Origin of the sequence: Paenibacillus chartarius, assembly GCF_042432825.1 — a bacterium.
GTDB lineage: Bacteria > Bacillota > Bacilli > Paenibacillales > NBRC-103111 > Gordoniibacillus > Gordoniibacillus chartarius.
The window spans coordinates 80,122-103,995 of record NZ_JBHLWN010000077.1; the positions used below are offsets into that span (position 1 = coordinate 80,122).

At 58.8% G+C, this 23,874-nt stretch carries 21 protein-coding genes; 3 read left to right on the forward strand and 18 right to left on the reverse strand.

The window, feature by feature from the left end; translation table 11 throughout:
- Positions 1-17: 17 nt before the first annotated feature.
- On the reverse strand, positions 18-953 hold the full coding sequence (locus ACFFK0_RS20135) for an AAA family ATPase (RefSeq protein ID WP_377472129.1): 936 nt from the start codon (positions 951-953) through the stop codon (positions 18-20).
- A gap of 267 nt (positions 954-1,220) precedes the next feature.
- On the opposite strand from ACFFK0_RS20135, the gene ACFFK0_RS20140 reads away from it, so the two are divergent.
- Positions 1,221-2,003 carry a GNAT family N-acetyltransferase gene (locus ACFFK0_RS20140; protein ID WP_377472130.1) on the forward strand — a complete coding sequence of 261 codons (783 nt, stop codon included), beginning with the start codon at positions 1,221-1,223 and terminating at the stop codon, positions 2,001-2,003.
- Here ACFFK0_RS20140 and ACFFK0_RS20145 read toward each other — a convergent pair.
- The 15 genes from ACFFK0_RS20145 to ACFFK0_RS20215 all read right to left on the reverse strand — a co-directional run bounded on the left by ACFFK0_RS20145 (position 2,000) and on the right by ACFFK0_RS20215 (position 21,620).
- Positions 2,000-2,662 (reverse strand): alpha/beta hydrolase, encoded by a 663-nt coding sequence (locus ACFFK0_RS20145; RefSeq protein ID WP_377472131.1) that lies wholly within the window; start codon positions 2,660-2,662, stop codon positions 2,000-2,002. The two genes, ACFFK0_RS20140 and ACFFK0_RS20145, sit on opposite strands and share 4 nt — an antisense overlap.
- A 16-nt stretch (positions 2,663-2,678) precedes the next feature.
- On the reverse strand, positions 2,679-3,422 hold the full coding sequence (locus tag ACFFK0_RS20150; protein WP_377472132.1) for a peptidylprolyl isomerase: 744 nt from the start codon (positions 3,420-3,422) through the stop codon (positions 2,679-2,681).
- Positions 3,423-3,458: 36 nt separating this feature from the next.
- Complete coding sequence (locus ACFFK0_RS20155) at positions 3,459-6,230, reverse strand: transglycosylase domain-containing protein (protein WP_377472133.1); 2,772 nt, start codon at positions 6,228-6,230, stop codon at positions 3,459-3,461.
- Positions 6,231-6,357: 127 nt separating this feature from the next.
- On the reverse strand, positions 6,358-6,600 hold the full coding sequence (gene hfq / locus ACFFK0_RS20160) for an RNA chaperone Hfq (protein ID WP_377472134.1): 243 nt from the start codon (positions 6,598-6,600) through the stop codon (positions 6,358-6,360).
- A gap of 75 nt (positions 6,601-6,675) precedes the next feature.
- Positions 6,676-7,638: a tRNA (adenosine(37)-N6)-dimethylallyltransferase MiaA gene (gene miaA / locus ACFFK0_RS20165; protein ID WP_377472135.1), complete on the reverse strand. Its 963-nt coding sequence runs from the start codon at positions 7,636-7,638 to the stop codon at positions 6,676-6,678.
- A complete protein-coding gene (locus ACFFK0_RS20170) occupies positions 7,635-8,408 on the reverse strand; it encodes a class I SAM-dependent methyltransferase (protein WP_377472136.1) in 774 nt (257 codons plus the stop codon). Before ACFFK0_RS20170 ends, miaA begins: the two co-directional genes overlap by 4 nt.
- A gap of 40 nt (positions 8,409-8,448) precedes the next feature.
- Positions 8,449-10,464: a DNA mismatch repair endonuclease MutL gene (gene mutL, locus ACFFK0_RS20175; RefSeq protein WP_377472138.1), complete on the reverse strand. Its 2,016-nt coding sequence runs from the start codon at positions 10,462-10,464 to the stop codon at positions 8,449-8,451.
- A gap of 20 nt (positions 10,465-10,484) precedes the next feature.
- Positions 10,485-11,984, reverse strand: a complete 1,500-nt coding sequence (locus ACFFK0_RS20180; protein WP_377472139.1) for a S41 family peptidase — start codon at positions 11,982-11,984, stop codon at positions 10,485-10,487.
- A 17-nt stretch (positions 11,985-12,001) separates the two neighbouring features.
- A complete protein-coding gene (gene mutS / locus ACFFK0_RS20185; RefSeq protein WP_377472141.1) occupies positions 12,002-14,869 on the reverse strand; it encodes a DNA mismatch repair protein MutS in 2,868 nt (955 codons plus the stop codon).
- 49 nt (positions 14,870-14,918) lie between these two features.
- On the reverse strand, positions 14,919-16,838 hold the full coding sequence (locus tag ACFFK0_RS20190; protein WP_377472142.1) for a putative amidoligase domain-containing protein: 1,920 nt from the start codon (positions 16,836-16,838) through the stop codon (positions 14,919-14,921).
- Between the two features lie 122 nt (positions 16,839-16,960).
- Entirely contained in the window at positions 16,961-17,527 is a 567-nt protein-coding gene (locus tag ACFFK0_RS20195; protein ID WP_377472143.1) for an outer spore coat protein CotE, read from the reverse strand.
- A gap of 218 nt (positions 17,528-17,745) precedes the next feature.
- Positions 17,746-18,729, reverse strand: a complete 984-nt coding sequence (locus tag ACFFK0_RS20200; RefSeq protein WP_377472144.1) for an aromatic acid exporter family protein — start codon at positions 18,727-18,729, stop codon at positions 17,746-17,748.
- 108 nt (positions 18,730-18,837) lie between these two features.
- The gene (locus ACFFK0_RS20205; RefSeq protein WP_377472146.1) at positions 18,838-19,710 is read right to left on the reverse strand and encodes an ABC transporter permease; all 873 of its coding nucleotides are present in this window, start codon (positions 19,708-19,710) and stop codon (positions 18,838-18,840) included.
- Positions 19,707-20,519: an ABC transporter ATP-binding protein gene (locus ACFFK0_RS20210; RefSeq protein WP_377472147.1), complete on the reverse strand. Its 813-nt coding sequence runs from the start codon at positions 20,517-20,519 to the stop codon at positions 19,707-19,709. The genes ACFFK0_RS20205 and ACFFK0_RS20210 overlap by 4 nt, the downstream gene beginning before the upstream one ends.
- A 93-nt stretch (positions 20,520-20,612) precedes the next feature.
- Positions 20,613-21,620: an ABC transporter substrate-binding protein gene (locus ACFFK0_RS20215; RefSeq protein ID WP_377472148.1), complete on the reverse strand. Its 1,008-nt coding sequence runs from the start codon at positions 21,618-21,620 to the stop codon at positions 20,613-20,615.
- Between the two features lie 233 nt (positions 21,621-21,853).
- On the opposite strand from ACFFK0_RS20215, the gene ACFFK0_RS20220 reads away from it, so the two are divergent.
- Together ACFFK0_RS20220 and comJ are read left to right on the forward strand one after the other, a co-directional pair.
- Positions 21,854-22,252 carry a NucA/NucB deoxyribonuclease domain-containing protein gene (locus tag ACFFK0_RS20220; protein WP_377472432.1) on the forward strand — a complete coding sequence of 133 codons (399 nt, stop codon included), beginning with the start codon at positions 21,854-21,856 and terminating at the stop codon, positions 22,250-22,252.
- Between the two features lie 66 nt (positions 22,253-22,318).
- A complete protein-coding gene (comJ, locus tag ACFFK0_RS20225; RefSeq protein ID WP_377472149.1) occupies positions 22,319-22,816 on the forward strand; it encodes a competence protein ComJ in 498 nt (165 codons plus the stop codon).
- A 93-nt stretch (positions 22,817-22,909) separates the two neighbouring features.
- Here comJ and tatC read toward each other — a convergent pair whose 3' ends face one another.
- Together tatC and ACFFK0_RS20235 are read right to left on the reverse strand one after the other, a co-directional pair.
- Positions 22,910-23,620 carry a twin-arginine translocase subunit TatC gene (gene tatC / locus ACFFK0_RS20230; protein ID WP_377472150.1) on the reverse strand — a complete coding sequence of 237 codons (711 nt, stop codon included), beginning with the start codon at positions 23,618-23,620 and terminating at the stop codon, positions 22,910-22,912.
- Positions 23,621-23,644: 24 nt separating this feature from the next.
- Entirely contained in the window at positions 23,645-23,863 is a 219-nt protein-coding gene (locus tag ACFFK0_RS20235) for a twin-arginine translocase TatA/TatE family subunit (protein WP_377472151.1), read from the reverse strand.
- Positions 23,864-23,874 lie beyond the last annotated feature (11 nt).

The following is a 23,874-nucleotide window of genomic DNA, read 5'->3' on the forward strand; positions in this document are numbered from 1 at the left end:
CAGGCAGCGGCATCCACTTACTTAAACTTTAAATCCTCCGGCCGAATCGACATCAGCTCCTGCTTGGGCGGGCTCGTCGTATACGTCCCTAACAGCCGTACCGCCTGATGGCGTATCGCCTTCTCCAGCACATTGCGAACATACCGCGCATTGCTGAACGCCCGCCACTGCGCCGCCTTCTCCTCGGCCAAATGCTGCTTCAGCTTTATAATGGCTTGCGGCAGCAGCATATATTCGCGTTCCTTCGCGAGCAGCTCGCAAATTTGGACCAGCTGCTCAATCGAGTAATCCTCGAACTCGACTTGGATCGGGAAGCGCGAAGGGAGGCCCGGGTTTGTCGCCAAGAATGCCTCCATCTCTTCGGAATAGCCGGCCAGGATCAGAATGAACTCGTTTTTCTTGTCCTCCATGCCTTTGACCAGGCAATCGATCGCTTCTTTGCCGAAATCCTTCTCGCCGCCGCGCGCCAAGCTGTACGCCTCGTCAATGAACAAAATCCCGCCCATCGCCTTCTTCATCAGCTCGCGCGTCTTCAGCGCCGTATGACCGATATATTCCCCGACGAGATCCGCCCTTTCCACTTCGATAAAATGTCCCTTGCTCAGCACGCCGAGCGCGTGGAACATCCGCCCCATCAGCCGTGCCACTGTCGTCTTTCCGGTGCCGGGACTCCCTTTAAAAATCATATGATAGACATGCGAGTTATGAAGCAGCCCCGCCTCCGCCCGAAACCGAGATATTTGCAGCAAGGCGTAAATTTCATGGACGAGACTCTTCACATTGTCCAAACCGATCATCCCGTTCAGCTCTTTGAAGATGTCCGACAGCGGTCCGTCCGTAGGCACGTGCTTCCCCGCTTGCGGCGGCTCGGGCTCGGCCAGCGGCCGTTGAATCGGCTCCGGCTGCCGCAGCACAATGTTGATTTGTCTCGATGGCTGGACTCGACCGCTCATTACGTTCACCTCGCATTATCGATTCAAGCAGCAGACACGCCGATGCGCGCTGCTTGCCGACCTATTTACCATCTTACGTTCGAATGCCGCACTTTATGATTCGGCCACCTTTCGCGTGCGTTCGACTGTGAACGAGCCGCGCTGTCGGTTCCTGCGCTCGCCCGGGAAATAAACAGCCGACGGAAATCAATGAATGGTATAATCATTCCATGACAAATCGGCCGGGACTTGCCCGGTTCATCTGTAAAGCGGAAGGCGGATGAGATCATGACAATGAATCTGCAGTCGATACGTCAAATGGAAGCTCGCGCAGCCCGGACATGGCCTGCGGAAGAAAGCTCTTTATGGCAAGGTTGGCTTCTGCGCGCTTCCGGCGGCGTCACCAAACGGGCGAATAGCGTGCTTACGGCCGGGGAAGGACCATTAGGCGAGGCCGGCTGGCTTGAGGAGATCGAAGCCTTCTATCGGGAGCGTTCGCTGCCGCCGACATTTCATGTGACGGATGGTTCTCCGGCAAGTCTAGATGAATTACTGGCATCTCAAGGGTATGAAAAGGAGTTCCCCTGCGAAGTGATGACGGCAATGACGACTGACGTACAGAAGGCAGCCGAATCCACCCATTTCAAACGTGGCGGCTCCGGTCGTGTCCGGGTCATCGTCCAAAGCCGGGCGGATGAAGCTTGGATTCACAATTTTGTCCGGCTTGAGCAATTTCCGGAGGAACGGCTGCCGTTTTACCGAGGGTTATGCGAACGCATGCCGGAAGGCAGCCGCTTCTTCACCTTGCTGCACAACGATGCGCCCGCGGCGATCGCTACGCTGGTCGGCGAGGACGGCTGGGGCGGCATCATCAATGTAGCCGTTGACGAAACGCTGCGGGGTCGGGGACTGGGTACCGTGCTGATGCACGCGCTCGGCTGCGAAGCCGCAGCAAATCAAATAGACCGGCTGTATTTGCAAGTGGTCGCAAATAACGAACCGGCCTATCGGATGTACCGAAAACTGGGCTTCAGCCCTGCTTACCGTTTTCACTATCGGGTAAAGCATTAATCGGCTGCCAGGAACCGTTCGACAACCCGGAACAGCTCCGGAGCGTCCGGACCTTGGCAAATGAGATGGTTGGACCGCGGGAACGTATGCAGCTCCTTTGGACCTTGAAGCTTGCTATGCACATAGCGCGCGCTGAACGGATGCACGACCTGGTCCAGCTCGCTTTGGGCGATGAGCGTCGGAACCTTGACCTTGCGCAGCTCCGGCCTCATGTGCTTGACTAGCCGGGTGAATTGCCACGTCGCCTGCAGCGGCGTGCCGCCCATCTTCTCCAGATGACCGCGGTCGCCCTGCCGGAGCCGCATGGTCAGCTCGCGGGCGAATCGAGCCGGACTGATGTAGATGACGGCGGCGTTCAGCAGCACGAGCCTGCGAACCCGGTATTTGGTCGCCATGTATGCTGCCAGCAGTCCGCCCATCGAGAAACCGACCACATCGAAGCTCGTTTGCTGCCGTTCGAGATTGCGGGCCTCTTCCTCCGCCGCCTCCACCCAATCCTTCCAATGCACGCGCCCGCCTTCGCCGAGCTTCCGTCCGTTCCACGGGAGGAGCGGCAGCACGCAGCTTCGGCCGCACCGTTCCAGCTCCCGGGCAAGCGGCTCCAGCTCATCCGTCCCCCCGGTGAATCCATGCAGCAGCAAACACGGCGGCTTTCCCATCGTTAAGCTCTCACCCTTACTTCTCCGTAATCTTAACGCTGTTAATCGTCACCTTTTCGGTCGGCGCGCTGAGCTCACCGCTTGGACCTACCTTAACCGGGGTTTCCGCGATCTTCAGCACATTCTCCATCCCTTTGACAACCTTACCGAAGATCGTATAGTCAGGTTTAGCATTTAAATTTTTACAAGAGTCGCCCGTACAAATAAAAAATTGGCTGCCGTTCGTATTTTTCCCCGCATTCGCCATTGCGACGATCCCGGGTTCGTATTGGTAGGACGTTTTCTCGTCTTCGAACTTGTAGCCTGGTCCGCCCCGGCCGGTGCCTTCCGGGTCGCCGGTTTGAATCATGAACGGTTTGATGATCCGGTGAAATATCACACCGTCATAGAATCCCTGCTTGGATAAAAACACGAAATTGTTGACCGTCTTCGGGGCGTCCTTGGCGAACAGCTGAATCGTAAAATCTCCCTTGGTCGTCTTCAGCTCCGCTTCGTACGTTTTGTTTTGGTCAATTTGCATTTCCGGCGGCGCGTCCCAGCTCTTCTTCTTGGCCGGCTCGGCAGCGGGCGCCGAACTCGAGCCAGCGTTGGCTGAACCCGTATTTGCCGATCCGGTACCGGCCGTTGTGCCATCCGCCGCCGGCTTGTTACCGCAGCCAGCCAACATAAGGCTGACGGTTAATGCCGCGGCAAGCAGCTTTACACTTTTCTTGCGGATGGAGCTGGTGCGATCATTGGATTGATGGAGTGGACGTAGCATACGATAACTCTCCTCCTGATGTAAGATATGATATCATTATGGCGTTGCCGTTGACGGACTGCCCGTTTGCGCACGATTGTCCGAGAGTCCGCCAGCCGCGCCGCCGGTAACGCTATTACCCGACGTGGCGCTTCCATTCGTCGTTCCCGTACTGCCGCCTGTAGGTTGACCGGATGTTCCTTTAGTACCTGTTCCGGACGTCGACGTCCCGGTGTCACCTGTGCCCGTGCCGGTACCACTTCCTGTACCCGACCCCGAAGCAGCACCTGTACCCGTACCTGTACCTGTACCAGTGCCCGTTCCGGAGCCGGAACCTTTACCGGTACCGGATCCGGAACCAGCGTCAGTTCCCGTGTTTGTTCCGGAGCCTGTTCCCGACCCCTTTCCTGCGCCAGTTCCCGCGCCCGTACCGGTGCCGGCTCCGGTTCCCGATCCCGTACCGCTTGTATTCCCCGTCCCTGTTCCTGTACCGTTACCCGGTTTGCCGTTCGGCTTATCCCTCGACTCTCCGTCACCCGTCTCTTTATCTTTACCGGGCTCCCCGCCGTTCGGCGGTACCGTATTCTCATCGGCAGGCACCGTCACCGATACGACGTTCGACCTCGCGCTGGTTGCATTCGTTTCCGTATTCATAGCGCTGAGCACGTATTGATAAGTCTCGCCCTTCTGGATGGCTACGTCCATCACGCTCGTCGTCGCCGAATCCAGCAGCTTCACGAAATCCTCATCCTTCAAGCCTTTGCGGTACAACTGATACATCATGTTCTCGCCCGCACTCGTCCATGTCAGCTTGACGCCGCTATGGTCTTTATCGTATACCGCCGCGAGATCGCCGACCGCCTTCGGCGGCTGCTCCGGATCCGGCACGCCGGCAGGCTTCTGAAACGACGTCGCCGGCTTGCCGGCGAGCGCCTTCGACATCACTTCCTTGAAAATAACGGCCGGTCCGCCGCTGCCCACAGTGACGTAATGCTTCTCGTCGGTTACGAGGAAGCCTTCCCATACGGCCGCCGACCATTCCGGCGTATATCCGACCATCCAGACGTCGCGGTTGTATTTCTCCAGCCCTTTGAGCGCCAGCTGCGTCGTGCCGGTTTTCCCCGCAACAGGCCTGTCGAGTCTCGCCGCGGTACCCGTCCCTCCCTGCACGACGCCTTGCAGCAGCAAGGTCATGTAGTAGGCGGTTTTCGCCGACATCGCATTGTTTTTCTGCGGCTTATGCGACGCAATTTCGGTGCCGTTCTCGTTCAATATTTTCACAATCGTATGCGGCGTATACCAATAACCGCCATTCGCGAACGCCGAATAGGCAGCGGCCATCTGCAGCGGCGTAACCCCTCTGCTCAAGCCGCCGAGAGCGATCGCCAGGTTGTTATCCTCGGCCGGCAGCTTCATGCCCAGCTTCTCCGCAAAAGCCAGTCCTTTACTCACACCGATTTCATTCAAGAGCCACACGGCCGGCTGGTTGATGGATTGGGCCACAGCCTCCGTCATGCTCACTTTGCCCCGGTACACGCCGTCGTAGTTGCTCGGCGAATAATTCCCGTAAGACCGTTTCTCGTCCGTCAGCATGGAGTAAGGCGAATATTTGCCCGTTTCCAGCGCCGGACCGAACGATACGATCGGTTTGAACGACGACCCAGGCTGCCGCGGGTTGCTTGTCGCCAGATTGAGGTCTTTGGACTTGTACCCTCTCGCTCCGACCAGCGCGACGATGCCGCCGTCCTTGTTGTTCACAATCGCCATCGAGCTTTGGATTTTCTTTCCGTCCGCCGCATCCTTTTGGAAAAATTTATCCTGAGCGTACGTCTGCTCGGCGATTTGCTGCGCCTTTGGATCCAGCGTCGTATAGATTTTGTACCCGCTCGTGAGCAATTCGTCTTCCGAAATGTTGTACTGCGCTTCCGCTTCCTCAATCATCGTATCGATAAACGCCGCATACAGCTGATTGTTCGGCGCCGGCTGCGAGACATATTCGACCGCCGCCGCTTCGGCGCGCTCCGCCTCCGTGATGTAGCCTTGATCGGTCATCAGGCGCAGAACGACGGCGCGCCGTTCGCGGGATTTTTGCGGATTCTGGATCGGATTGTACACGTTCGGCGCCTTCGGCATCGCCGCGAGGGTCGCGACCTGCCACGTCTTGAGCTGGTGAAGATCGGATATGCCGAAATAGCGCTTCGCCGCAGCCTTAATCCCCCAAGCCCCGTTGCCGAAATAAATCCGGTTCAAATAATATTCCATAATTTGATCTTTTGTAAAATTGTTTTCGATCGCAATCGCAATCGACATTTCCGTCGCCTTTCGGAATACCGTCTTCTCCGAATTCGTGAACACGTTCTTGGCGAGCTGCTGCGTAATCGTCGAACCGCCTTCGACGGCGCTGCGATGCATAATATCTTTCACGATCGCCCGGCCCAGGGAATAAAAATCGATGCCGAAGTGTTTGTCAAACCGCTGGTCCTCAGTGGCGATGAAGGCGTCCCTTACCCGCTTCGGAATGTCTTGGATATTGACGTACTCGCGGGTTTCGCTGCGCTGCAGCGTCATGACTTCATTATTGTTGACATCAAATAGAGTTGGCGCTTGATTAATATCTGTCAGCTTCGTCATGTTCGAATGCAAAATCTTATTGCCGTTAACAATGAACAACATATAAATGCCCAGAGCACAAATCATCGCGACAATCGCCGTCACGACCGCGCCGATAACGAGCCGCCCCCAGCGAACACCTTTCTTCTTCGGCCGTTTGGGAGAATTGCGATTCGAGGCTGTCCCGGCTTTCGGGATCGTTTTACTCGTTGTAGTCATAGCTAGGTCCCTCCGCTTCCGCTTCATGCTCTCTCAACAAAAGAACAACCCGAAACCGGGTTGCTCCTCCGTATGTCTATGCAATTAGACGCTGACGTTGAACTGAAAGTTGCAGAAGATGCCCCGATTAGGCGTCAGCGGACGTATCCGGCGCTTGCAGCGACACGGCACGCTGCGGCGTGAACGTGGAGATCGCATGCTTGTACACCATTTGCTGCCGTCCATCGCTGTCAATGACAATCGTGAAATTGTCAAATGCACGGATTTGGCCGCGAATTTGGAAGCCGTTCGTCAAATACACCGTAACGGGGATACTTTCTTTGCGGAGCTGGTTAAGGAAATTGTCCTGAATGTTGATCGATTTGTTCATTAGTGGTTCCCCTTTCTATTAAGACGCCATCCGGCGTTGACATCGTTATGGATGGAACAGCCGGCTGCCCTACTCCTATTCGCGCTGACCGCCAAACTTTCCTGCTATTATACCATGAATGTTTGGAACTTGTTGAATAAATTTTTCCGGGTCAGTCACATCATACCAGTCGATGTCCGGCATATGCCGGAACCACGACAGCTGGCGCTTCGCAAATCGCCTGGTGCTCATCTTGAGAAGCGACACCGCTTCGTCATAGGACATGCCGCCCTGCAAGTAAGCGGCGATTTCCTTGTAGCCGAGCCCTTGCATCGAAGTTAGCGTCGTCGAGTAGCCGGCGCGGAGCAGACGCCGCACTTCCTCCACCAAGCCTTCCTCGAGCATGGCGTCGATCCTCTGCTCGATACGCTGATACAGCAGTGCCCGATCCATCGTCAGACCGATAAAATAGCATTCGTACGGAGATTGCTTCTTCTGTCCGGCCTGGTGCTCACTCATCGGTTTCCCTGTCAGCCGTTCGATTTCAATCGCCCGGATCACGCGTCTACGGTCGTTCGGATGCAGCCGTTCGGCCGCTGCGGGGTCGACCTGGCGCAGCATGTCATGCAAGGCTTCGTCGCCGTTCTGCTCCGCATAATCGTTCAGCGCTTGACGCAGCGCCTCGTCCGAACCCGCATCAACGAACCGAAACCCGTAACACAGCGATTCGATATACAGCCCCGTGCCGCCGACGAGCATCGGCAGCTTGCCTCTGCCGGCAATGTCGGCGATCCGTTCGCTGGCGGCTCTTTGAAAGTCGGCCGCCGAGAACGGCTCGTCCGGATCGCAAATATCGATCAGATGGTGCGGCACGAGAGCACGCTCCGCTTCCGACGCTTTCGCCGTGCCGATGTCCATCCCTCTGTACACCTGCATCGAGTCGCCGGATATGATTTCACCTTTGTGGCGCATCGCCAGCTCCAAGCTTAGCTTTGTCTTTCCGACAGCGGTAGGACCGAGCAGCACGAGCAGCGGGGGCTTCCGCCCATCGCTTGTCATAGTATCATCACCCCGTATCCCAGCTTGCGTGCGGTCGGAATGACGTGATCGAAACCGAGTCTCGCAAATTCGCCGCTCAGCCGCTGTTCCTTCATGACGACGGCTTTGCGGGCCACTCTCCTTGCCTCAAGAACCGCTTCGCGAGCAAGCTCACGATGATTCGCCTGCTCGCGGAGGGGCGAAATGGACGTCGAGGCGCCGATCGGCCGCCGAAACATCGGATCGAAATAAACGACGTCTACGGACCGGTCGGGCAAGCCGCTTAAATAATCAAGATGTTCCTTGCGCTTCAGCCGGATGCGGCGCAGCGCTTCATTCATCCGTTCGTCGCCGGTGTCGTAGGTGGCGAGTCCGTCGGCGACGAGCCACGCGACGATCGGCTCGCTCTCCAGCGCGGTAACCGAGCCCTTCTCGCCGACACCGTACGAGAACACAATGGAGTCGGAGGCGAGCCCGGCCGTACAGTCCAGAACAGCGTCGCCGGGCTCGATCCGGGCGGCGGACAGCATCGCATCGTCCTCCCCGGCGCGAAGACGCTTCAACCGGATCGCCGCCATGCTCGGATGGAAAAATAACGGCGGCTCGCCCGGACGAACGAGCTGCAGACCGTCCTTCGCAACAAGCAGAAGCTCCTGCTCGCCATATTCCGCCAGCAGGCGCTCCAGAGAGCTGCGCCCCCGGGGAGCGAAGGCGGCGCCAAGCTCCTTCGCGGCAGCCTGGGCCTTGGCCAGCTGTTCCCCGGACGGTTCGTATGATGTCGTTACAATCAATTCATGGCACTTCCTTACCGGAACGTATGGAACGTAATCGCTACATGACCCGCTTAAACATTTTTTCAAGCTCGTAGGTTGAAAAGCTGACGACGATAGGTCGGCCGTGCGGACACGTATACGGGTTGCGGCATTGTCCCAATCGATCGAGCAATGCCTCCAGCTCCGCCAAGCTTTGCCGCTGATTCGCTTTAATGGACGCCTTGCAGGAGCACAAAATCGCCGCCTTTTCCCGGACTTTGGCAATATCGATCGAAGCCTTCCCCTCCAGCAGCCATTCGCACATTTCCTCGACAATCGTCTGCTCGTCCCCGGACGGGAACCAATGCGGCAGCGAGCGGACGAGAAAGGCGCTGCCTCCGAACGGCTCCATAACGACACCGACAGCAGCCAGCAGCGGCAGCTTGTCCTGCAGCTTCCCGGCTTCCGCCGACGTAAATTCGAATGTTAATGGCATTAACAGCTCTTGGCTTGCATCGGCCGGCCGGCCGAACTTATCGTAAAACCGCTCATAGTTGATACGCTCATGGGCGGCATGCTGATCGACAAGAAACAATCCGTCCTCGTTCTGCGCCACCAAATACGTCCCGTGCAGCTGTCCGATCGGCTGAAGACGCGGAAACGCCGGAAGAGCCGGAGACGCGTTGTCGGCAGCAGGCTCGGCCGGCTGCATCACTTCGGACAGCGCGCTTACAGCCTGCTTGAACGATTCTCCGCTCCCTGTGCCGCGATAAGCTTCTTGACGGGACGAATACGGCCTGTTAGCCTTTTCCATTTTACCTTCTTCGTTTGCCGCCTGCAACCCGGACGCGGACGTGCCGTATGAGAAGGCGCCCCCGGTCGCAGGAGACGGATTTGCGGGCTGCCGCCATGAAGCGTCCGTCTGCGTCTGCGCCTGTTGCTGCGTCTGCGCCTGTTGCTGCGTCTGCGCCTGTTGCTGCGTCTGCGGCTGCGTCTGCCTCTGCGGCTGATCCTTATCAGCTTCCGGCATCGGGCGGTACAAGGTCATCTGCTCTTGAACGACAGCCGGCTTCGGAGCGGCGGACTTCGCGATTTGCGGGATCAGCACCTGATTGCCGAGCGACTCCCGCACCGAGCGTTCGATCAGCTCCATCAGCTCCTGCTCCTTGCTGAAACGTACTTCAAGCTTGGAAGGATGCACATTGACGTCGACAAGCACCGGATCCATCTCGACCCGCAGCGCCGCCACCGGAAACCGGTTGATCGGCAGCAGCGTGTGATAGCCCTGCAGTAACGCTTGGTTGAGCGAATAATTGCGGATATAACGCCCATTCACGACGACGGTAATACCGCTGCGGTTTGCGCGCGTCACTTCCGGCTTGGCGATCCAGCCCCGCAGCTTGTAATCGAGACTTTCGCCGGTCAATTCGGTCATTTGCTTTGCCAGCGCCGTCCCGTAAATCGCGGCCAGCACCTGCAGCCCGTCGCCCGAGCCCAATGTCTGCAGCAGCGTATGTCCGTTATGCTTTAAGGTAAAGGCAATGTCCGGGTGTGCGATCGACATCCGGTACAAGTAATCCGATACGTGCCCGAGCTCCGTCTGGATCGATTTCATATATTTGAGCCGAGCCGGCGTATTGTAGAACAGCTCTCTGACAACGATGTCCGTTCCCCGCTCGGCTGCGGCGTCCGCCGCTTCGCGAATCGTCCCGCCTTCAATGACGATACGCCGGCCCAGCCCGTCGGTGCGGGCCGACGTCGTGCAGGTCAGCTTGGATACGGCGGCGATACTCGGCAGCGCTTCGCCCCGGAAGCCGAGCGTTCGGATCGAGAACAAATCTTTGCTTGTGGCGATTTTGCTCGTGGCATGCCGCTGGAACGCCGTCTCGCTGTCGTCCGCCTCCATCCCGGAACCGTTGTCCGTCACGCGGATCAGCTGCAGGCCGCCCTCTTCAATCGTCACGTCGATTCGCGTCGAGCCGGCATCGACCGCATTCTCGACCAGCTCCTTCACGACGGACGACGGACGCTCCACGACTTCGCCTGCGGCGATCTGGTTGGCGATGTGCTCGTCGAGCAGCTTGATTTTGCCCATGGTGTGCCTCCTGAAAGTCGTTATTGCGCCTTCGCTTTGGCCGACAACGTCAGCGTGCCGTTCGTATCCGTATAAGACAGCTCGGAGAACGTGCTGCGCAGCGATTCCAGATCGATGAAGCTTGAGCCGTCGCGCAGAACGAGCTGGTGCGAGCTTTCGCTGTACTGACCGGTTTTGCCGCCGGCCGCTATATCGACGGAGCGCGTCTCGCCGTTCCACGTGACGGTGCCGGCAAGCAGCGACGTAACCGTGCGCGTCGGCGCATACACATGCCCTTGCTCCCGGATCACCTGCATGTCGTCCCCAATGTCGACGCCGTTCACAAACATTCTATGTTTATCGTCCTTAATGGACAGCTCGCTCAATCCGGCCTTCCGGAGCGCCGCAAGGAGCTGTGCCGTCTCGCCCTCCACCACAATGTCGGGGGTAATGCCTATATGATTGACTTTCGTCATCTTCGGAGTCAAATATTCCTGAACCGTCACCTTCAGCGCACCGCCGCTCGGCAAATTATAAATCTGCTGAACGCTGCCCTTGCCGAACGTCTTCGTCCCGACTACGGCGGCAATCTGGTAATCGCGGAGTGCGCCTGTAATGACTTCGGACGCGGAGGCGCTGCGCTCGTTGACGAGAATCGTGACCGGGACGGCCAGCTTGCGGCCTTGAAGCGTTACCGGCTCGTCGACGCCGTTGCGGTCCTTCGTATGAATAAGCACGCCGGAATCGACGAACTGCTCGACGATCGTCTTGGCGCTCGACAGCAGTCCGCCCGGATTGTCGCGCACGTCGATAATGAACGACTTGGCGCCCTGCTTCAGCAGCTCATCGAGCTTTGCCGCGAATTTCGTCCCCGCATCGCTGGAAAACTCCGTCACTTGAATGTAGCCGACTTCCGGTTGGAACAATTCGGCGTTGACCGGCGGCAGCTGAATTTTTTGGCGGGTTAGCGAAAATTCCTTCGTCACGTCGCCGCGCTTGACGGTAACGGAAACCTTCGTGCCTTCCGGACCTAAGATTTGCTTCACGACTTCGCCAGTCGTATCGGCGCCTTCGACCGGGTTGCCGTCGACGGCGGTGATGTAATCGTCCCGCTGCAGCCCCGCCGATTCGGCCGGCGAGCCCGGGATCAGCCGGTCGATGTAAACGCCGACGTCATCGACGCCGACGACAGCGCCGATGCCGACATAGTTTTGCTCGAGAGAATCCGTAAACTGGCTAAGCTCTTCGCTCGTAAAATAATCCGTATACGGATCCTTCAGCAGCTCCAGCATATCCGGCACGGACAAGCCTTCCAGCGCCGAACGGGGCGTACCGCTGACATGCAGCTCGCTGAGAAGCTGCAGTACGGCACTGCGGTCAAGCTTCTGATCGGCCGACTCCTCCTCGGCAGAAACGGCAGCGGGAGCCAGCGATCCGGTTAACGCGATAGCAAGTGCGGCGGTCAGCCAAATCCGGCTGCGGCGCCGGTGCGAGGAAGCTGATCGATTGTCAGGTGCGGATAAAGGGAATAAGTGCTTCATAGTAGTCACGCTCCTCGTCATCGTTGGTCTTGAAGCTTCCGCTTCCATTCGTAAATCATATTCATCGCCTGCAGCGGCGTCATATTAATCAAATCTACGGATTTGAGCTGCTCGAGCACCTGGTCGCTCTTCCCGTCCGATTTTTTCTTCGGCTTGTCCGATTCGGCGTCGGGAAACAGGCTGAGCTGTTGCACGGCCGGCTGCGGGAGGACGGACGGCTCCTGCTGTGCGGACGTATCCGGCAGAACCGACGGCTCCTGCTGAGCGGGCAATGGCGCCAAAGCGGAAGGCTCCGCCGGTTCGGATGACTGCGCCTGAGCGGACGATTGCTGTTGCGCATGCCATTGCGGCTGGGCAAGCGGCGGTCCGGAAGCCTGGGACTCGCTCCCCGACTTCACTTCCGCAGGCCGCCCGCCGGCTTGTTTCACAGCAGAGCCTTCGAGCTGGCTTCTCGCCTCGAACGCGTGAAGCAGCTCGTACGACCGGCTGATGATTGTCTCCGGCAATCCGGCGATCTGCGCGCAGTAAATGCCGTAGCTCGTACTCGCCGCGCCGGGAATCAGCTTTCGCAGGAACGTAACGTCGCGTCCGCTCTCCTTGACCGCCATGCAGACGTTGCGAAGCTGGCGAAGACTGTCCTCGAGGTGCGCAAGCTCGTGAAAATGCGTGGATACGAGCGTTTTGCAGCCGACCCGGTCATGCAGGAATTCGATCACCGCCTGCGCGATCGCCATCCCTTCGCCCGTCGACGTGCCGCGCCCAAGCTCGTCAATAATGACAAGCGAGCGCGGCGTCGCCTTCTCGGTCATAATTTGAATATCCATCATCTCGACCATGAACGTGCTCTGTCCGCCGATCAGATCATCCGCAGCCCCGATTCGCGTAAAAATGCGGTCGACGATAGGAATCACCGCTTCCTCCGCCGGAACGAAGCAGCCGATTTGCGCCATCAGGCAGATAACCGCCACTTGACGCATATAGGTGCTCTTCCCCGCCATATTCGGACCCGTAATCAGCAGCATCGAGCCGCCCTGCTCCGAAAGCTCCGTATCGTTGGCGATAAACGTGCCGCCGTCCATAACGGCCTCGACGACCGGATGGCGGCCGAGCTTCACCTGAAGATCGTACCCGTCGGTCACCCGCGGACGATGGAAGCGGCGCTCCGCGCTGACCGCGGCAAGCGACTGCAGCGCATCGACCGCCGCAATCGTTTCGGCGAGCCGCTGCAGGCGAGGAATATGCGCGGCTACGCTGTCGCGAACGCCGGCAAACAGCTCATACTCGAGATCGACCATCTTGTCCTGCGCCTCGAGAATGAGCGCTTCCTTCTCTTTCAGCTCCGGCGTCACATACCGCTCGGCGTTCGCAAGCGTCTGCTTGCGTTCGTAGCGGCCTTCCGGCAGCGACGCCACATTCGCTTTTGTAATCTCGATAAAGTAGCCGAACACTTTGTTGTAGCCGATCTTCAGCGACTTGATGCCCGTCGCCTCCCGCTCCTGGCGCTCCAGCTCGGCGATCCACTGCCGGCCGTTCCGGCCGGCCTCGCGCAGCTGATCGAGATACGCGTCGTAGCCCTCGCGGATCATGCCCCCGTCCCGCACCGATACCGGCGGCTCGTCGCCGATCGCCGCGGCGATCGCATCATGAACGTCGGCGCAAGGGTCGAGGCGCTCGGCCAGACGCCGCAGCGTCTCCGAGCCCGAAGCGCGGCAGGCGGCGACGAGCGACGGCACTTGCGCGAGCGATACGCGCAGCGCGAGCAAATCGCGAGCGTTCGCGCTGCCGTAGGCGATGCGGCCGACGAGCCGCTCGAGATCGTACACGTCCCGCAGCGCCATCCGGACGTCTTCGCGGGCGATAAGGCCGCGGTACAGGGCGTCGACGGCCTCAAGCCGCTCCTCGATCGCCGCGACATTCATCAGCGGCTTCTCGATCCAGCGCCGCAGGGCACGCGCGCCCATCGCCGTTACAGTGCGGTCGAGCAGCCACAGCAGCGAGCCCTTGCGGCTGCGCTCGCGTACCGTCTCCGTCAGCTCCAGATTGCGGCGCGTAAACGGGTCCATAATCATGTAATGATTCGGTTCGTAGTGACGAATCGTCTTCACGTGCCCGAGCGAGCGCTTCTGCGTTTCGTGCAGGTAGCCGAGCAGCAGAGCGACGCCTTCGCGGCTGACCGCCGGTAACGCGGCAACGCTCGCCGCATCGAAATGCTCCTGCAGCAGCGCTTCATGCTCCGGCGTGACGGACCGCGCCGTCAGCACGGCTGGCTTCGCCGCCGCGAGCGCTCCGGCGCCGCCTCCTTCGACGTTGTCGCCGTCGCCGGCCTTGCCCCGGAACAGGCCGAGCAGCTCCTCCGAAGCGACGATCTCCGACGGACGGTATGTATTCAGCTCATCCGCGAGCAGCTCAAGCGACCCGCCCGCTTCGGTGACGTATAGCTCGCCTGTCGTAATGTCGCAAGCGGCAAGCCCGTACACGAGCCCGTCGTACGTAACCGTGGCGATATAGTTGTTCGCTCCGTCCCCGAGAGCCTTGCTGTCCATGACGGTGCCGGGCGTCACGATTCGTACGATTTCGCGGCGAACGACTCCTTTCGCCTCGGTCGGGTCCTCCACTTGCTCGCATACGGCAACCTTGTAGCCCTTCTCCACCAGCCGGGCGATGTAATTTTCCGCGGAATGGTGAGGCACGCCGCACATCGGTATGCGGGTGTCCGTGCCGCCGTCGCGGCCGGTTAACGTTATTTCAAGCTCGCGCGAGGCCTCGAGCGCATCGTCGAAAAACATCTCGTAGAAGTCGCCCAGCCGGAATAGCAAAATCGCATCCTTGGCCTGCTCCTTCACGGACAAATATTGCTGGATCATCGGCGTATAGGTCGTAGTCATCGGTTCCCCCAGAACATCTATGAAACTCGTAAACTGTCTATCGACTCTATTATAGCACGATTTCCGGGCCGTTCGCGCGGCTCTTGTCGAAGGGAGGAATTTTCCAGCTGCGGCGCAGATCGGCCGTTTCGTCCCAGGGCTCCATGTGCAGCACCCGCTTCTTCAGCGGCGCCAAATCGGCGGCGAACTCGGCATAGCCGGGCAGCCGCTCGAGCTCCTCCCACAGCTTCGCGACCGCCGGGAGCACGGCATTCTTGTCGCCGCGGTAGTACGCCTCCTGGACGGCCACGTCGCCCAGCGGCAGGCGGGCCGGCCCGAATCCGGCCCCCGGCAGCTGCCGGTAGCCGTCCGCGATCAAGCTCGCGAGCGACAGGACGCCGACCGCCATTTGCGGAGTCACCATCCAGCTCGGCAGCGTGCGGTACTCGAAGCCGCCGTGCGGCTGGCGGCGAAAATCGCCGAGGAAGCCGTAGCGGGGCCGCCGGCGGCGGGTCGTGTCGGCTTCGACGAGCATGAGCGGCAGCGCCAGATAATTGTCGAGCGCGCGCAGCAGATGGGAATTCAGCCAGACGCGGCTGAAATGAATATGTCCGCCGAGCGGGAAGCCCGGCAGCGGCATGCCGCCCGCCAGCCACGTCAGGCCGGCGTCCTCGATGCGCGATGCCGCGAGATGCATCGCGCCCCGCAAGTTCGCCGCGAGCCTGCGCGGCTGCACGCTCGGCCGCGGCCGCAGCTCGGCCAGCGGCGTAATGACGCGATGCCCGCGAAGCACGATGGCATCGCACCCGGCTTCGCCGTCCCGCTCCAGATAGCGCGAGGCGGCGACAACCTTGCCTGCTCCGTTCACGAGCAGGAACTCCGGGTCCGCGCCGAGCATCGCCGGCTCGGACCGCTCCCGCTCGCGCGCGAACGACGCGGCGTAGCGGACGATCGCCTCGGCGTACAGCCCGCCGAGACGGGCATCCGGCTGCGGCCAGGCGGCCAGCACGGCGAGCCGCCCGCCCGGCCGGATGCCGACGACGGCCTCGCCGTAGTCGAGGCCGAGCGCGTACAGCGCCTTGATCGCTTCGCGTACGGCGCGCTGGCTCGGATAGGTCGGCTCGGCGAGGCCGACCTCCACGAACTCGCCCGGCTTCTGGCCGGGCATCCGCCGCAGCAGCAGCGCCTCCCGCTGCAGCCGGAACAGCGTCAGTGCCTCCAAATGAAACACCGGCACCCGATAGACATACGAATAGTCGCGCAGCACATCCTCCTTCTCCGTTAGCTCCGCTTCGCTGCCAATCCCGAACGTCCGTTCATCCGCCTCGACGCCGTGCTGACGAAGCTGCCGTACGGGCTCCTTCGGCATGAGCGGCAGCGCCAGGAAGCCGTCGTATGCCCCCATCCCCACGGAAACCGCCGTCTGCCCCCCCGACGGACGTGCCGACGAGGACGCAGCGGACGCCCCAGACGCTGCAGTCGCCGCAGACGCTTCAGACGCCGCGGATGCCTCGGTTCTTACCGCCAAGTCCGCGCGACGATCGCTTCTCCTTGACTGCCCTTCCTTCAAGCTCTTCTCTTGAGCCGCATTGTCCGCCGGCCCGGAGCCTGCCGCCGCTGCGCCCCCCGCTTTCTCCTTGCCCGCTTCGGCAACAGCGGATGCACCCGCTTTCCCCGCTCTGCGGGAGCCCCCTCCCGGCCTGACAGCCTTTGCCGACGACCAAAGTCCGGTCACCTTCATCGGCGTTGCCGGCTGGAAAGCCGCAGTCTCGCTCTGCTGTTCTTGTTCCGCCAACCGCTCTGCGGCCTGCTCCGCCGCTTTCGCCTGCCGAAGAATTGCAGCAAGGACCGCTTCAGCCTTCCGCTCGCCCCAGATCAGCACCCGACCGCCGAACTCGCCGCTTGGAAGCGCGGTTCCGTGCGGCACCTTCAGCCCCTGAAGCAGCTCCAGGGTGCCAGGCTCGTTTCCGTGCAGCACATAAACGCTCACTCGTTAGGCCTCCTTCGTCTGACAACCCCGCACAAAAAAATGTCTCGCCGAAACAAAAAAGAGGGCAGTCGCCCTCTTCTCCGGCACACCGGCCGCATAAGATATACCAAAATCAGAAAGCATTAATCGACTTCGTCTTCGAGAAGCTCCGGATCGAGATCCTCGTAGTCGCCGTCCGTACCGTCGCCGAAATCGACGGTCTTGTCTTCGAGATCGCTGCAGCCGTTCGGGTTCACAATAACGCAAACCTTCGTCTCCGCAACCATTTCCACGGCGTATTCCCGCTCCACACGGATCACGACGCCGCTTCCGTTCGTTGCAATGCTGGCCTCCACACAATTCGGCTCCTGCGTTGCAACGGCGGACACTTCAGCTGTCGACGGCTTATGTTTTTTGTCCAGATAGGACAGGGGGACGACTTCCACATAGGAAACCGTTTCCTTCGCAACATCGGTTTTCGTATTGCGATCATACGAATACCAGATGTTAATATCGTAAGTACCCACAACCTCGACGTTCTCGCCAGACTTAACCGCTTCGTACTGATTGTTGATGATCCAAGCGCCTAAGATACTGGTCGGTCCGTTCGGGGGAGTGACGGTGTGACTTACGTGCGAGAATTTACGCCCCTTGCCGCAGACAGCTTTCGTAATGATCTCTCTGGTCTGCAAATCATGGTCTATCGGCATCCCTTCAACCTCCTCCATACATCATTCATTACATGTGTATGCAGGACATTCGTCTATCGTGACAACTTTATATGCAGTTTTGCTTGTTTGATATGTAAGCGATTTCAACTAATAGAAGAAAGAGTTGCCGCTGTGCACCTCAGTCAGCAGCTCCCCGCCCAAGCTTGTTGACACAGTCTTCTTCCCGGTAAAATAAAGCCCCGTCCGCATATTCGCCATCAAGCCTTCGCGCCCGCCTTCGTTCCAGCACTCGTATCCGCCAGCTGGCTCTTCGTTTTCTTCGCCACTCCCAAATACCCGTGCAGCTCAAGCATCAGCTGAAGCAGCGCCGAGCGAATCTCGAACTCCCCGCGCGTCGCCGGCAGCGGCATGCTGCGGAACACCGTCTCCAGCTCGCGCAGCCGCATTTCCGATCGGCCCGTATAATAGCTCTCCTTCACATCCCGGCTGAGCTCCTCGAATACGTCGGCCAGATGGCCGCCCTGCGGCAGCGCTTCATATACCTGTGCCACGAGAGACGCCATCCGGTGAATCGATTCGAGCTGCTCTCCGCGCATATAGAAGTACAGCGTCCATTTGCCGCCGCTCATCGAGAACGAATTTTGCTGCAGCTTGTCCGCAAGCTGACGCCCCCGGTTTACCGTTTCCTCGGCCGCAAGCAGCTCGGCGCCGTCCCACACCTGGCTCGTATCGCGCAGATGAGCCGCGAAATGGAGGAAAATATCCGAAAACAGCCCCTCCGCCTTATTTTTACAAGCGGTTATCGCCGGATGCTCGTTGGGCATATAGAGGAAGTTGATCAACGTCGCCGAGCCGAGTCCGACAAGCAGCAGCTGCACTTCATTTATAATGGTCGCATACGAATACGAGTGCAAATTATAAAGATGAAACATGACGACAGAGCCGGTGACGGCCCCGTCCCGTAAATTCGCTCGGTGCAGAATCGGAAACACAACCAGCACGAATAGGCCGATCACCCAGATTTCGAATCCGAGAAAACGAAAAAGCCCCGAAGCGACGAGCAAGCCGACCACCGACGCCCCGATTCGCTGCAGAGCGCTGTTCAGTCCTTTCTTTCTCGTCACTTCGATGCCCAAAATTGCGAGCAAACCCGCGGACAGCGGACTGCCCAGATGCAGCCACTCGGCAATATAAATCGAAACGACTACGGCAATCGCCGTCTTGATGACCCGGATCCCCATCGGCAACCTTCTTCCAAACCGCAGCGCGGTGAAAATACGATCGCCTTCGATTATTCCACGTTCATCCGGTTTTCGCAAGACCGTTCGCCCGATCGCTTCGTCCCGCCGCTACCGGCGGCCGCCGCCCATCCGTTTCTCCAAATACGCCACCGCCTGATACATGACGGTCGCTACGAGCGCAATGACGAACAAGCTGCCGAGCACAAGCGTGAAATTGAATACCTGAAACCCGTACACGATCAAATAGCCGAGTCCGAGCTTCGATACGAGAAACTCGCCGACGATGACGCCGATCCAGGCCAGGCCGACGTTCACCTTCAAGGTAGAGACGATCGTCGGCACCGACGCGGGAAGCACCGCTTTGCGGAACAAGTCGCCGCGCTTCGCCCCGAACACCTGCAGCAGCTTGATGTAATTCGGGTCCGTCTCTTTGAATGAGCCGTAAATGACCAGCGTTGTAATAATGACCGTAACGGATAAAGTCGTGGCGATAATAGATAAAGCCCCGGGACCGAAGCCGACGATAAACAGCGGACCGAACGCCACCTTCGGCATACTGTTCAGCACGACCATATAAGGATCGAGCACTCGCGAAAGGAACGGAGACCACCATAGCACTGCGGCGATAGCCGTGCCGATCAGCGTACCGAGCGTAAAGCCCAGGAACGTCTCCCAAACCGTCATGGCCAAGTGCGGGAACAGCGATCCGTCGGCGATTTTTTCGCCCAGGAGCAGCATGATTTTGCTCGGATAGCTGAAGAGCAGCACATCAATCCATTGCAGCCGGCCCGCCGTTTCCCAAATCCCGAGCATTCCGGCGAGGAGCAGCAGCTGGGTGAGCCTGACTCGAGCGGCCGCAGAACGCTCCTCCGCTTCATGCCGCCGAAGCACCGCCGTCGTCAGCTCCTCATTCCCGTTCGGCTGCAGCACTGCCGAAGCCAGCTCTTCCGGGCCGTTCACCGTTTCCGAAGATACTTTCATCGGCCTTCCCCTCCTTCGCGCCGCTTCATCGCCGCACCCGCTGCCGTCATTTGCTCGAATTCGCTCCAGACATCCCGGAACAGCTCCTGAAAATGCGCCTGCTCGCGGGCTGCGAACGGCAGCTCGGCACGTATGTCCGCAGGCACTTCCACTTCTCTTCGAATGCGTCCCGGCCGCGGCTGCAAAATAAAGATCCGGTCGCTCATCGCAATCGCTTCGGTAATATCGTGCGTGACGAGCAGCGCCGATTTGCCCTTGTCGCGGAGCGTCTCCGCAACTAAATCCTCCAGCTGCAGCTTCGTTTGATAATCGAGCGCCGAGAACGGTTCGTCCAGCAGCAAAATATCCGGATCAGTCGCCAGCGTCCGCACCAGCGCGACACGCTGCCTCATCCCCCCGGACAGCTGTGCGGGCAGCGCATCCTTGAAGCCGATGAGCCCCATCTCCTCCAGCAGATGGTGGACGTAATCCTTACGCTCCTTCGTCAGCTGCCCGCGCAGCTCCAGACCGATATAGGCATTGTCCACAATCGTCCGCCACGGAAACAAGTAATCCTGCTGCAGCATATAGCCGATCTTCGGCGACGGGCCGGTCACCGGCTCGCCAAATAGGCCGACGACACCGCGAGTCGGCGCCATGAGCCCTGCAATCATCGAGAGAAGCGTCGTTTTGCCGCAGCCGCTCGGACCGATCAAGGACACGAATTCACCCGGCAAAAGCTGGAACGATATATGCTCGACCGCCAAAACCGCCTTTTTCTTCGCCACATACACTTGAGAAACATCTTGCACATCAATCGCCGGTTTCATTGCGGAGCTCCTCCTTCCCAACCATTCCCTTCGCTTCATTTCCCTAGTAAGGAACGAAAGAAGGCTCTTCCTTACGGAAGCCGCCTTCCCGCTTTACTTCACTGCCGTCCTCGCCTTCTCGGCAAACGAATTGTCGACCAGCATCTTGTAGTCCGCGTCGCCCTTCAGCTCGCCCGCCTGCCGCAGCACGTTCTTCAGGTTGTTCCATTCCTCTTCGTCGATGATTCCGTCCGTCGCGTAGCTTCCCTGTTCCTTGTACCGCTGAACGACGGAGCGGATGATCCCGATATCCGTGTCGGGAAAGAACGATTTGACCGCGTCGGCGATCTCGTTCACCTCTTTTTGCTGCACCCACAGCTGCGCCCGTTGAATCGCGTTCGTATATTTCTGAATCGTATCCGGATATTTGTTCATGAAGCTGCGCTTCGCCATGAAATCCGTATACGGCAGCTTCCCGCTTTCCTTGCCGAACGAAGCGATCACATAGCCTTTGCCTTCCTTCTCGAAGACGGACGCCTGCGGCTCAAACAGCTGCACATAATCGCCGGTGCCGGAAGCGAAAGCCGACGCGATGTTGGCGAACTCGATATTTTGAATGAGGTTGAGATCCTTCTGCGGGTCAATGCCGTGCTTACGGAGCGTAAATTCTCCGGCCATTTGCGGCATGCCCCCTTTTCTTTGACCGAGGAACGTAACCCCCCTGAGCGAGTTCCAGTCAAAATTCGTGACCGGCTTGCGGGCGACCAGGAACGTCCCGTCCGTCTGCGTCAGCTGCGCGAAACTGACGATCGGATCGCTCGAGCCTTGCTGCGCCACGTAGATTGAAGTCTCCGCTCCGACCAATGCAACGTCGATACCGCCGGACAGTAAAGCGGTCGCGACCTTATCCCCGCCCGGGATCGTCGTCAGCTCAACCTCCAGTCCCTCCTGCTTAAACATCCCTTGCGACAGCGCTACATATTGCGGGGCGTAAAATATCGACCGCGTAACCTCGCCCACTCTTACTTTGCTTAGCTGCTCCGTCTTGCCGCCGCAAGCTGCCAGAACGCCTGCCAGCACGACGAGTACAGCCGCTGCAGCCAGCATCCGAACCCGATACATAGGCAACCCCCCAAAGAGTTATCGTACGATATCGTATGCAGGCGCCCAGAAGTCGGTTCGTACCTGTAAGTAAAATATTCCAGCCCTTCACAAAAGCAACACAGGCCAATAACACAACCTTGACAAAAGTTCGATAAAGTTATGGCTGTAGAACCCAGTTCTACAATAAAATGTATGGGAGGCACATGATGAAACGCATGTGGAAGGGCACGACGAAGGGTTTCGCTTTATTGATGGTGATGGCCGCAATGGCGGTGACGCTCTTCAGCGGCTTCACAGTGAAGTCCGAAGCGGCGACCGGTTATGACGTAACCCTCGGCTTTCCGTTCAACCGCTACCCGCTTACCGGCGACCATATTCGCGATGCGATCGCCGCCGGGCATCCGTCCGTCTGCACGATCGACCGTGACGGTGCAGCCCAGAACCGAAAGGAATCGCTGGCCGGCATTCCGACCAAAACCGGCTACGACCGCGACGAATGGCCGATGGCGATGTGCGAAGAAGGCGGCTACGGCGCAGACGTCCGTTACGTGCCGTCCTCCGACAACCGCGGTGCGGGCGCATGGGTCGGCAACCAGCTGTCGCAATATCCGGACGGCACTCGCGTGAAATTTTACATGAATTATAATTAACGTATGTATGGAAGAGTCCTGCCGCCGGTCAGGGCTCTTCCGATCTCACTATGGGGGTACCCGAACATGACGCAGCATTGGCCGCTCCAACAAATTTTCGTTTCGTATTCGCAAATCGCCGTCTTCCGCAAGCAGCTTCCCCATCCGTTCTCCGATTGGTCGGACGCCCATATTGCTCAAGGCTTCGCTTGGCGCGAAGGCTCGGTTTCGTTCGGCACTCCGTCGGAAGCCGACGATCAATCCGAGATCGATGTCAGTGTGCAGAGCGAGCTGCATTTGCAGGATAACGCCGTTCGGGCCATCGTCGTCCCCTTTGTCGTAGGGCCGGAAGGCGTAACCGTCAGCAGCATCATGTCCGCACAGCACCACTTCGATGTTCCGCCGGGCACTTACGAGCTTCTCTTCGAGGCGATCCCGCAGTTTCCCGGACACTCCGATCCTATGAAGGTCCGCTATGCGTTCCGTTTCGTCCCTCATTCCGACCCTCAGCCCCGTGTGCTGAAGCATGACGATGAGCTTGCTCCACCCCCGGTTCTGCTGATGGAAGCGAAGGCCGCCGTTTAGCAACGGCTCCGGTTAACCAGCGTAAGCGGAAGCTTTACGACATCAGCAACAACGACAAAGAGCCCTTCCGCGAGGAGGGCTCTTCCTTCTTCCTTACTGTTCTTTCAGCTTTTTCCGGTAAACGAACTTGGACAGCGACACGCTGATTTCATACAAGAGGAATAACGGAATGATGACCAGAATGTCCGACATAATGTCCGGAGGCGTTATCGTTACGGCCGTAACCGCCAGCCCAAAATAGGCGAGCTTGCGCGCTTTGGCTAACCGTGCCGGGTTCAAGACACCGATCTGCGTCAAGAACATGACGATGACAGGCATTTCAAACAAGAAGCCGAACGGGACGGTCATATTGATCATGAAAGAGAAATACTTCTCCGCGGTATACATCGTCTCGAAATCGCCGGCAAGCGTCTCCAGAAACGAGTACACCATCGGATAAATAATGAAATATCCGAACGAAACGCCGACGAGAAACAGTACCGCCAACGCAGGAATGAAGCTCATCGTCGCTTTGTATTCGTTGGGCCGCAGCGCCGGCTTGACGAACAGCCACGCTTGCCAAGCGATTACCGGCATGCTGAACGCGATCGCGGCTACTCCCGCCAGCATGAAATATACCCAGATGACATCCGAAGGGGCCAGCAGTGTCAGCTTCCCCTGCACATCCCGTACGAGCCAATTGTAAATGTCTTTCACAAAAATAAAAGCGACGCAGAAGAACACGATAAAGGCCGACCCGGAAATGATGATTCTTCTGCGCAGCTCTTCCAAATGATGTACTATCGTACCTTGCTGCTGATTCATATCCAAGCGCCCCAGCCTTTGAGATTAGTGTTTGTCAGCTGCAGCAACTTGCGGCTTGCTATCCTCGTTCTTTTTTTCTTCTTCCTTGTCCCCGTTCAGCAGCTCGCGGGTACCGTTCTTGAATTCGCTCAAGGTGCGGCCGAACGCACGGCCCAGCTCAGGAAGCTTGGATGGTCCGAAAATAATCAGTGCGATAACGAGAATCAAAATTAATCCGCCGACGCCGATATTACCGAATGGCATAGTGGGTTCCT

What these genes read in the sequence shown, in the direction of transcription:
- hfq (WP_377472134.1), bottom strand. Translation starts at nt 6,600, where the DNA reads ATGAACAAATCGATCAACATTCAGGACAATTTCCTTAACCAGCTCCGC.
- ACFFK0_RS20155 (WP_377472133.1), bottom strand. Translation starts at nt 6,230, where the DNA reads ATGACTACAACGAGTAAAACGATCCCGAAAGCCGGGACAGCCTCGAAT.
- ACFFK0_RS20150 (WP_377472132.1), bottom strand. Translation starts at nt 3,422, where the DNA reads ATGCTACGTCCACTCCATCAATCCAATGATCGCACCAGCTCCATCCGC.
- ACFFK0_RS20180 (WP_377472139.1), bottom strand. Translation starts at nt 11,984, where the DNA reads ATGAAGCACTTATTCCCTTTATCCGCACCTGACAATCGATCAGCTTCC.
- ACFFK0_RS20140 (WP_377472130.1), top strand. Translation starts at nt 1,221, where the DNA reads ATGACAATGAATCTGCAGTCGATACGTCAAATGGAAGCTCGCGCAGCC.
- ACFFK0_RS20235 (WP_377472151.1), bottom strand. Translation starts at nt 23,863, where the DNA reads ATGCCATTCGGTAATATCGGCGTCGGCGGATTAATTTTGATTCTCGTT.
- ACFFK0_RS20215 (WP_377472148.1), bottom strand. Translation starts at nt 21,620, where the DNA reads ATGTATCGGGTTCGGATGCTGGCTGCAGCGGCTGTACTCGTCGTGCTG.
- miaA (WP_377472135.1), bottom strand. Translation starts at nt 7,638, where the DNA reads ATGACAAGCGATGGGCGGAAGCCCCCGCTGCTCGTGCTGCTCGGTCCT.
- ACFFK0_RS20210 (WP_377472147.1), bottom strand. Translation starts at nt 20,519, where the DNA reads ATGAAACCGGCGATTGATGTGCAAGATGTTTCTCAAGTGTATGTGGCG.
- mutS (WP_377472141.1), bottom strand. Translation starts at nt 14,869, where the DNA reads ATGACTACGACCTATACGCCGATGATCCAGCAATATTTGTCCGTGAAG.
- ACFFK0_RS20135 (WP_377472129.1), bottom strand. Translation starts at nt 953, where the DNA reads ATGAGCGGTCGAGTCCAGCCATCGAGACAAATCAACATTGTGCTGCGG.
- ACFFK0_RS20145 (WP_377472131.1), bottom strand. Translation starts at nt 2,662, where the DNA reads ATGGGAAAGCCGCCGTGTTTGCTGCTGCATGGATTCACCGGGGGGACG.
- tatC (WP_377472150.1), bottom strand. Translation starts at nt 23,620, where the DNA reads ATGAATCAGCAGCAAGGTACGATAGTACATCATTTGGAAGAGCTGCGC.
- ACFFK0_RS20220 (WP_377472432.1), top strand. Translation starts at nt 21,854, where the DNA reads ATGGTGATGGCCGCAATGGCGGTGACGCTCTTCAGCGGCTTCACAGTG.
- comJ (WP_377472149.1), top strand. Translation starts at nt 22,319, where the DNA reads ATGACGCAGCATTGGCCGCTCCAACAAATTTTCGTTTCGTATTCGCAA.
- ACFFK0_RS20205 (WP_377472146.1), bottom strand. Translation starts at nt 19,710, where the DNA reads ATGAAAGTATCTTCGGAAACGGTGAACGGCCCGGAAGAGCTGGCTTCG.
- mutL (WP_377472138.1), bottom strand. Translation starts at nt 10,464, where the DNA reads ATGGGCAAAATCAAGCTGCTCGACGAGCACATCGCCAACCAGATCGCC.
- ACFFK0_RS20195 (WP_377472143.1), bottom strand. Translation starts at nt 17,527, where the DNA reads ATGCCGATAGACCATGATTTGCAGACCAGAGAGATCATTACGAAAGCT.
- ACFFK0_RS20200 (WP_377472144.1), bottom strand. Translation starts at nt 18,729, where the DNA reads ATGGGGATCCGGGTCATCAAGACGGCGATTGCCGTAGTCGTTTCGATT.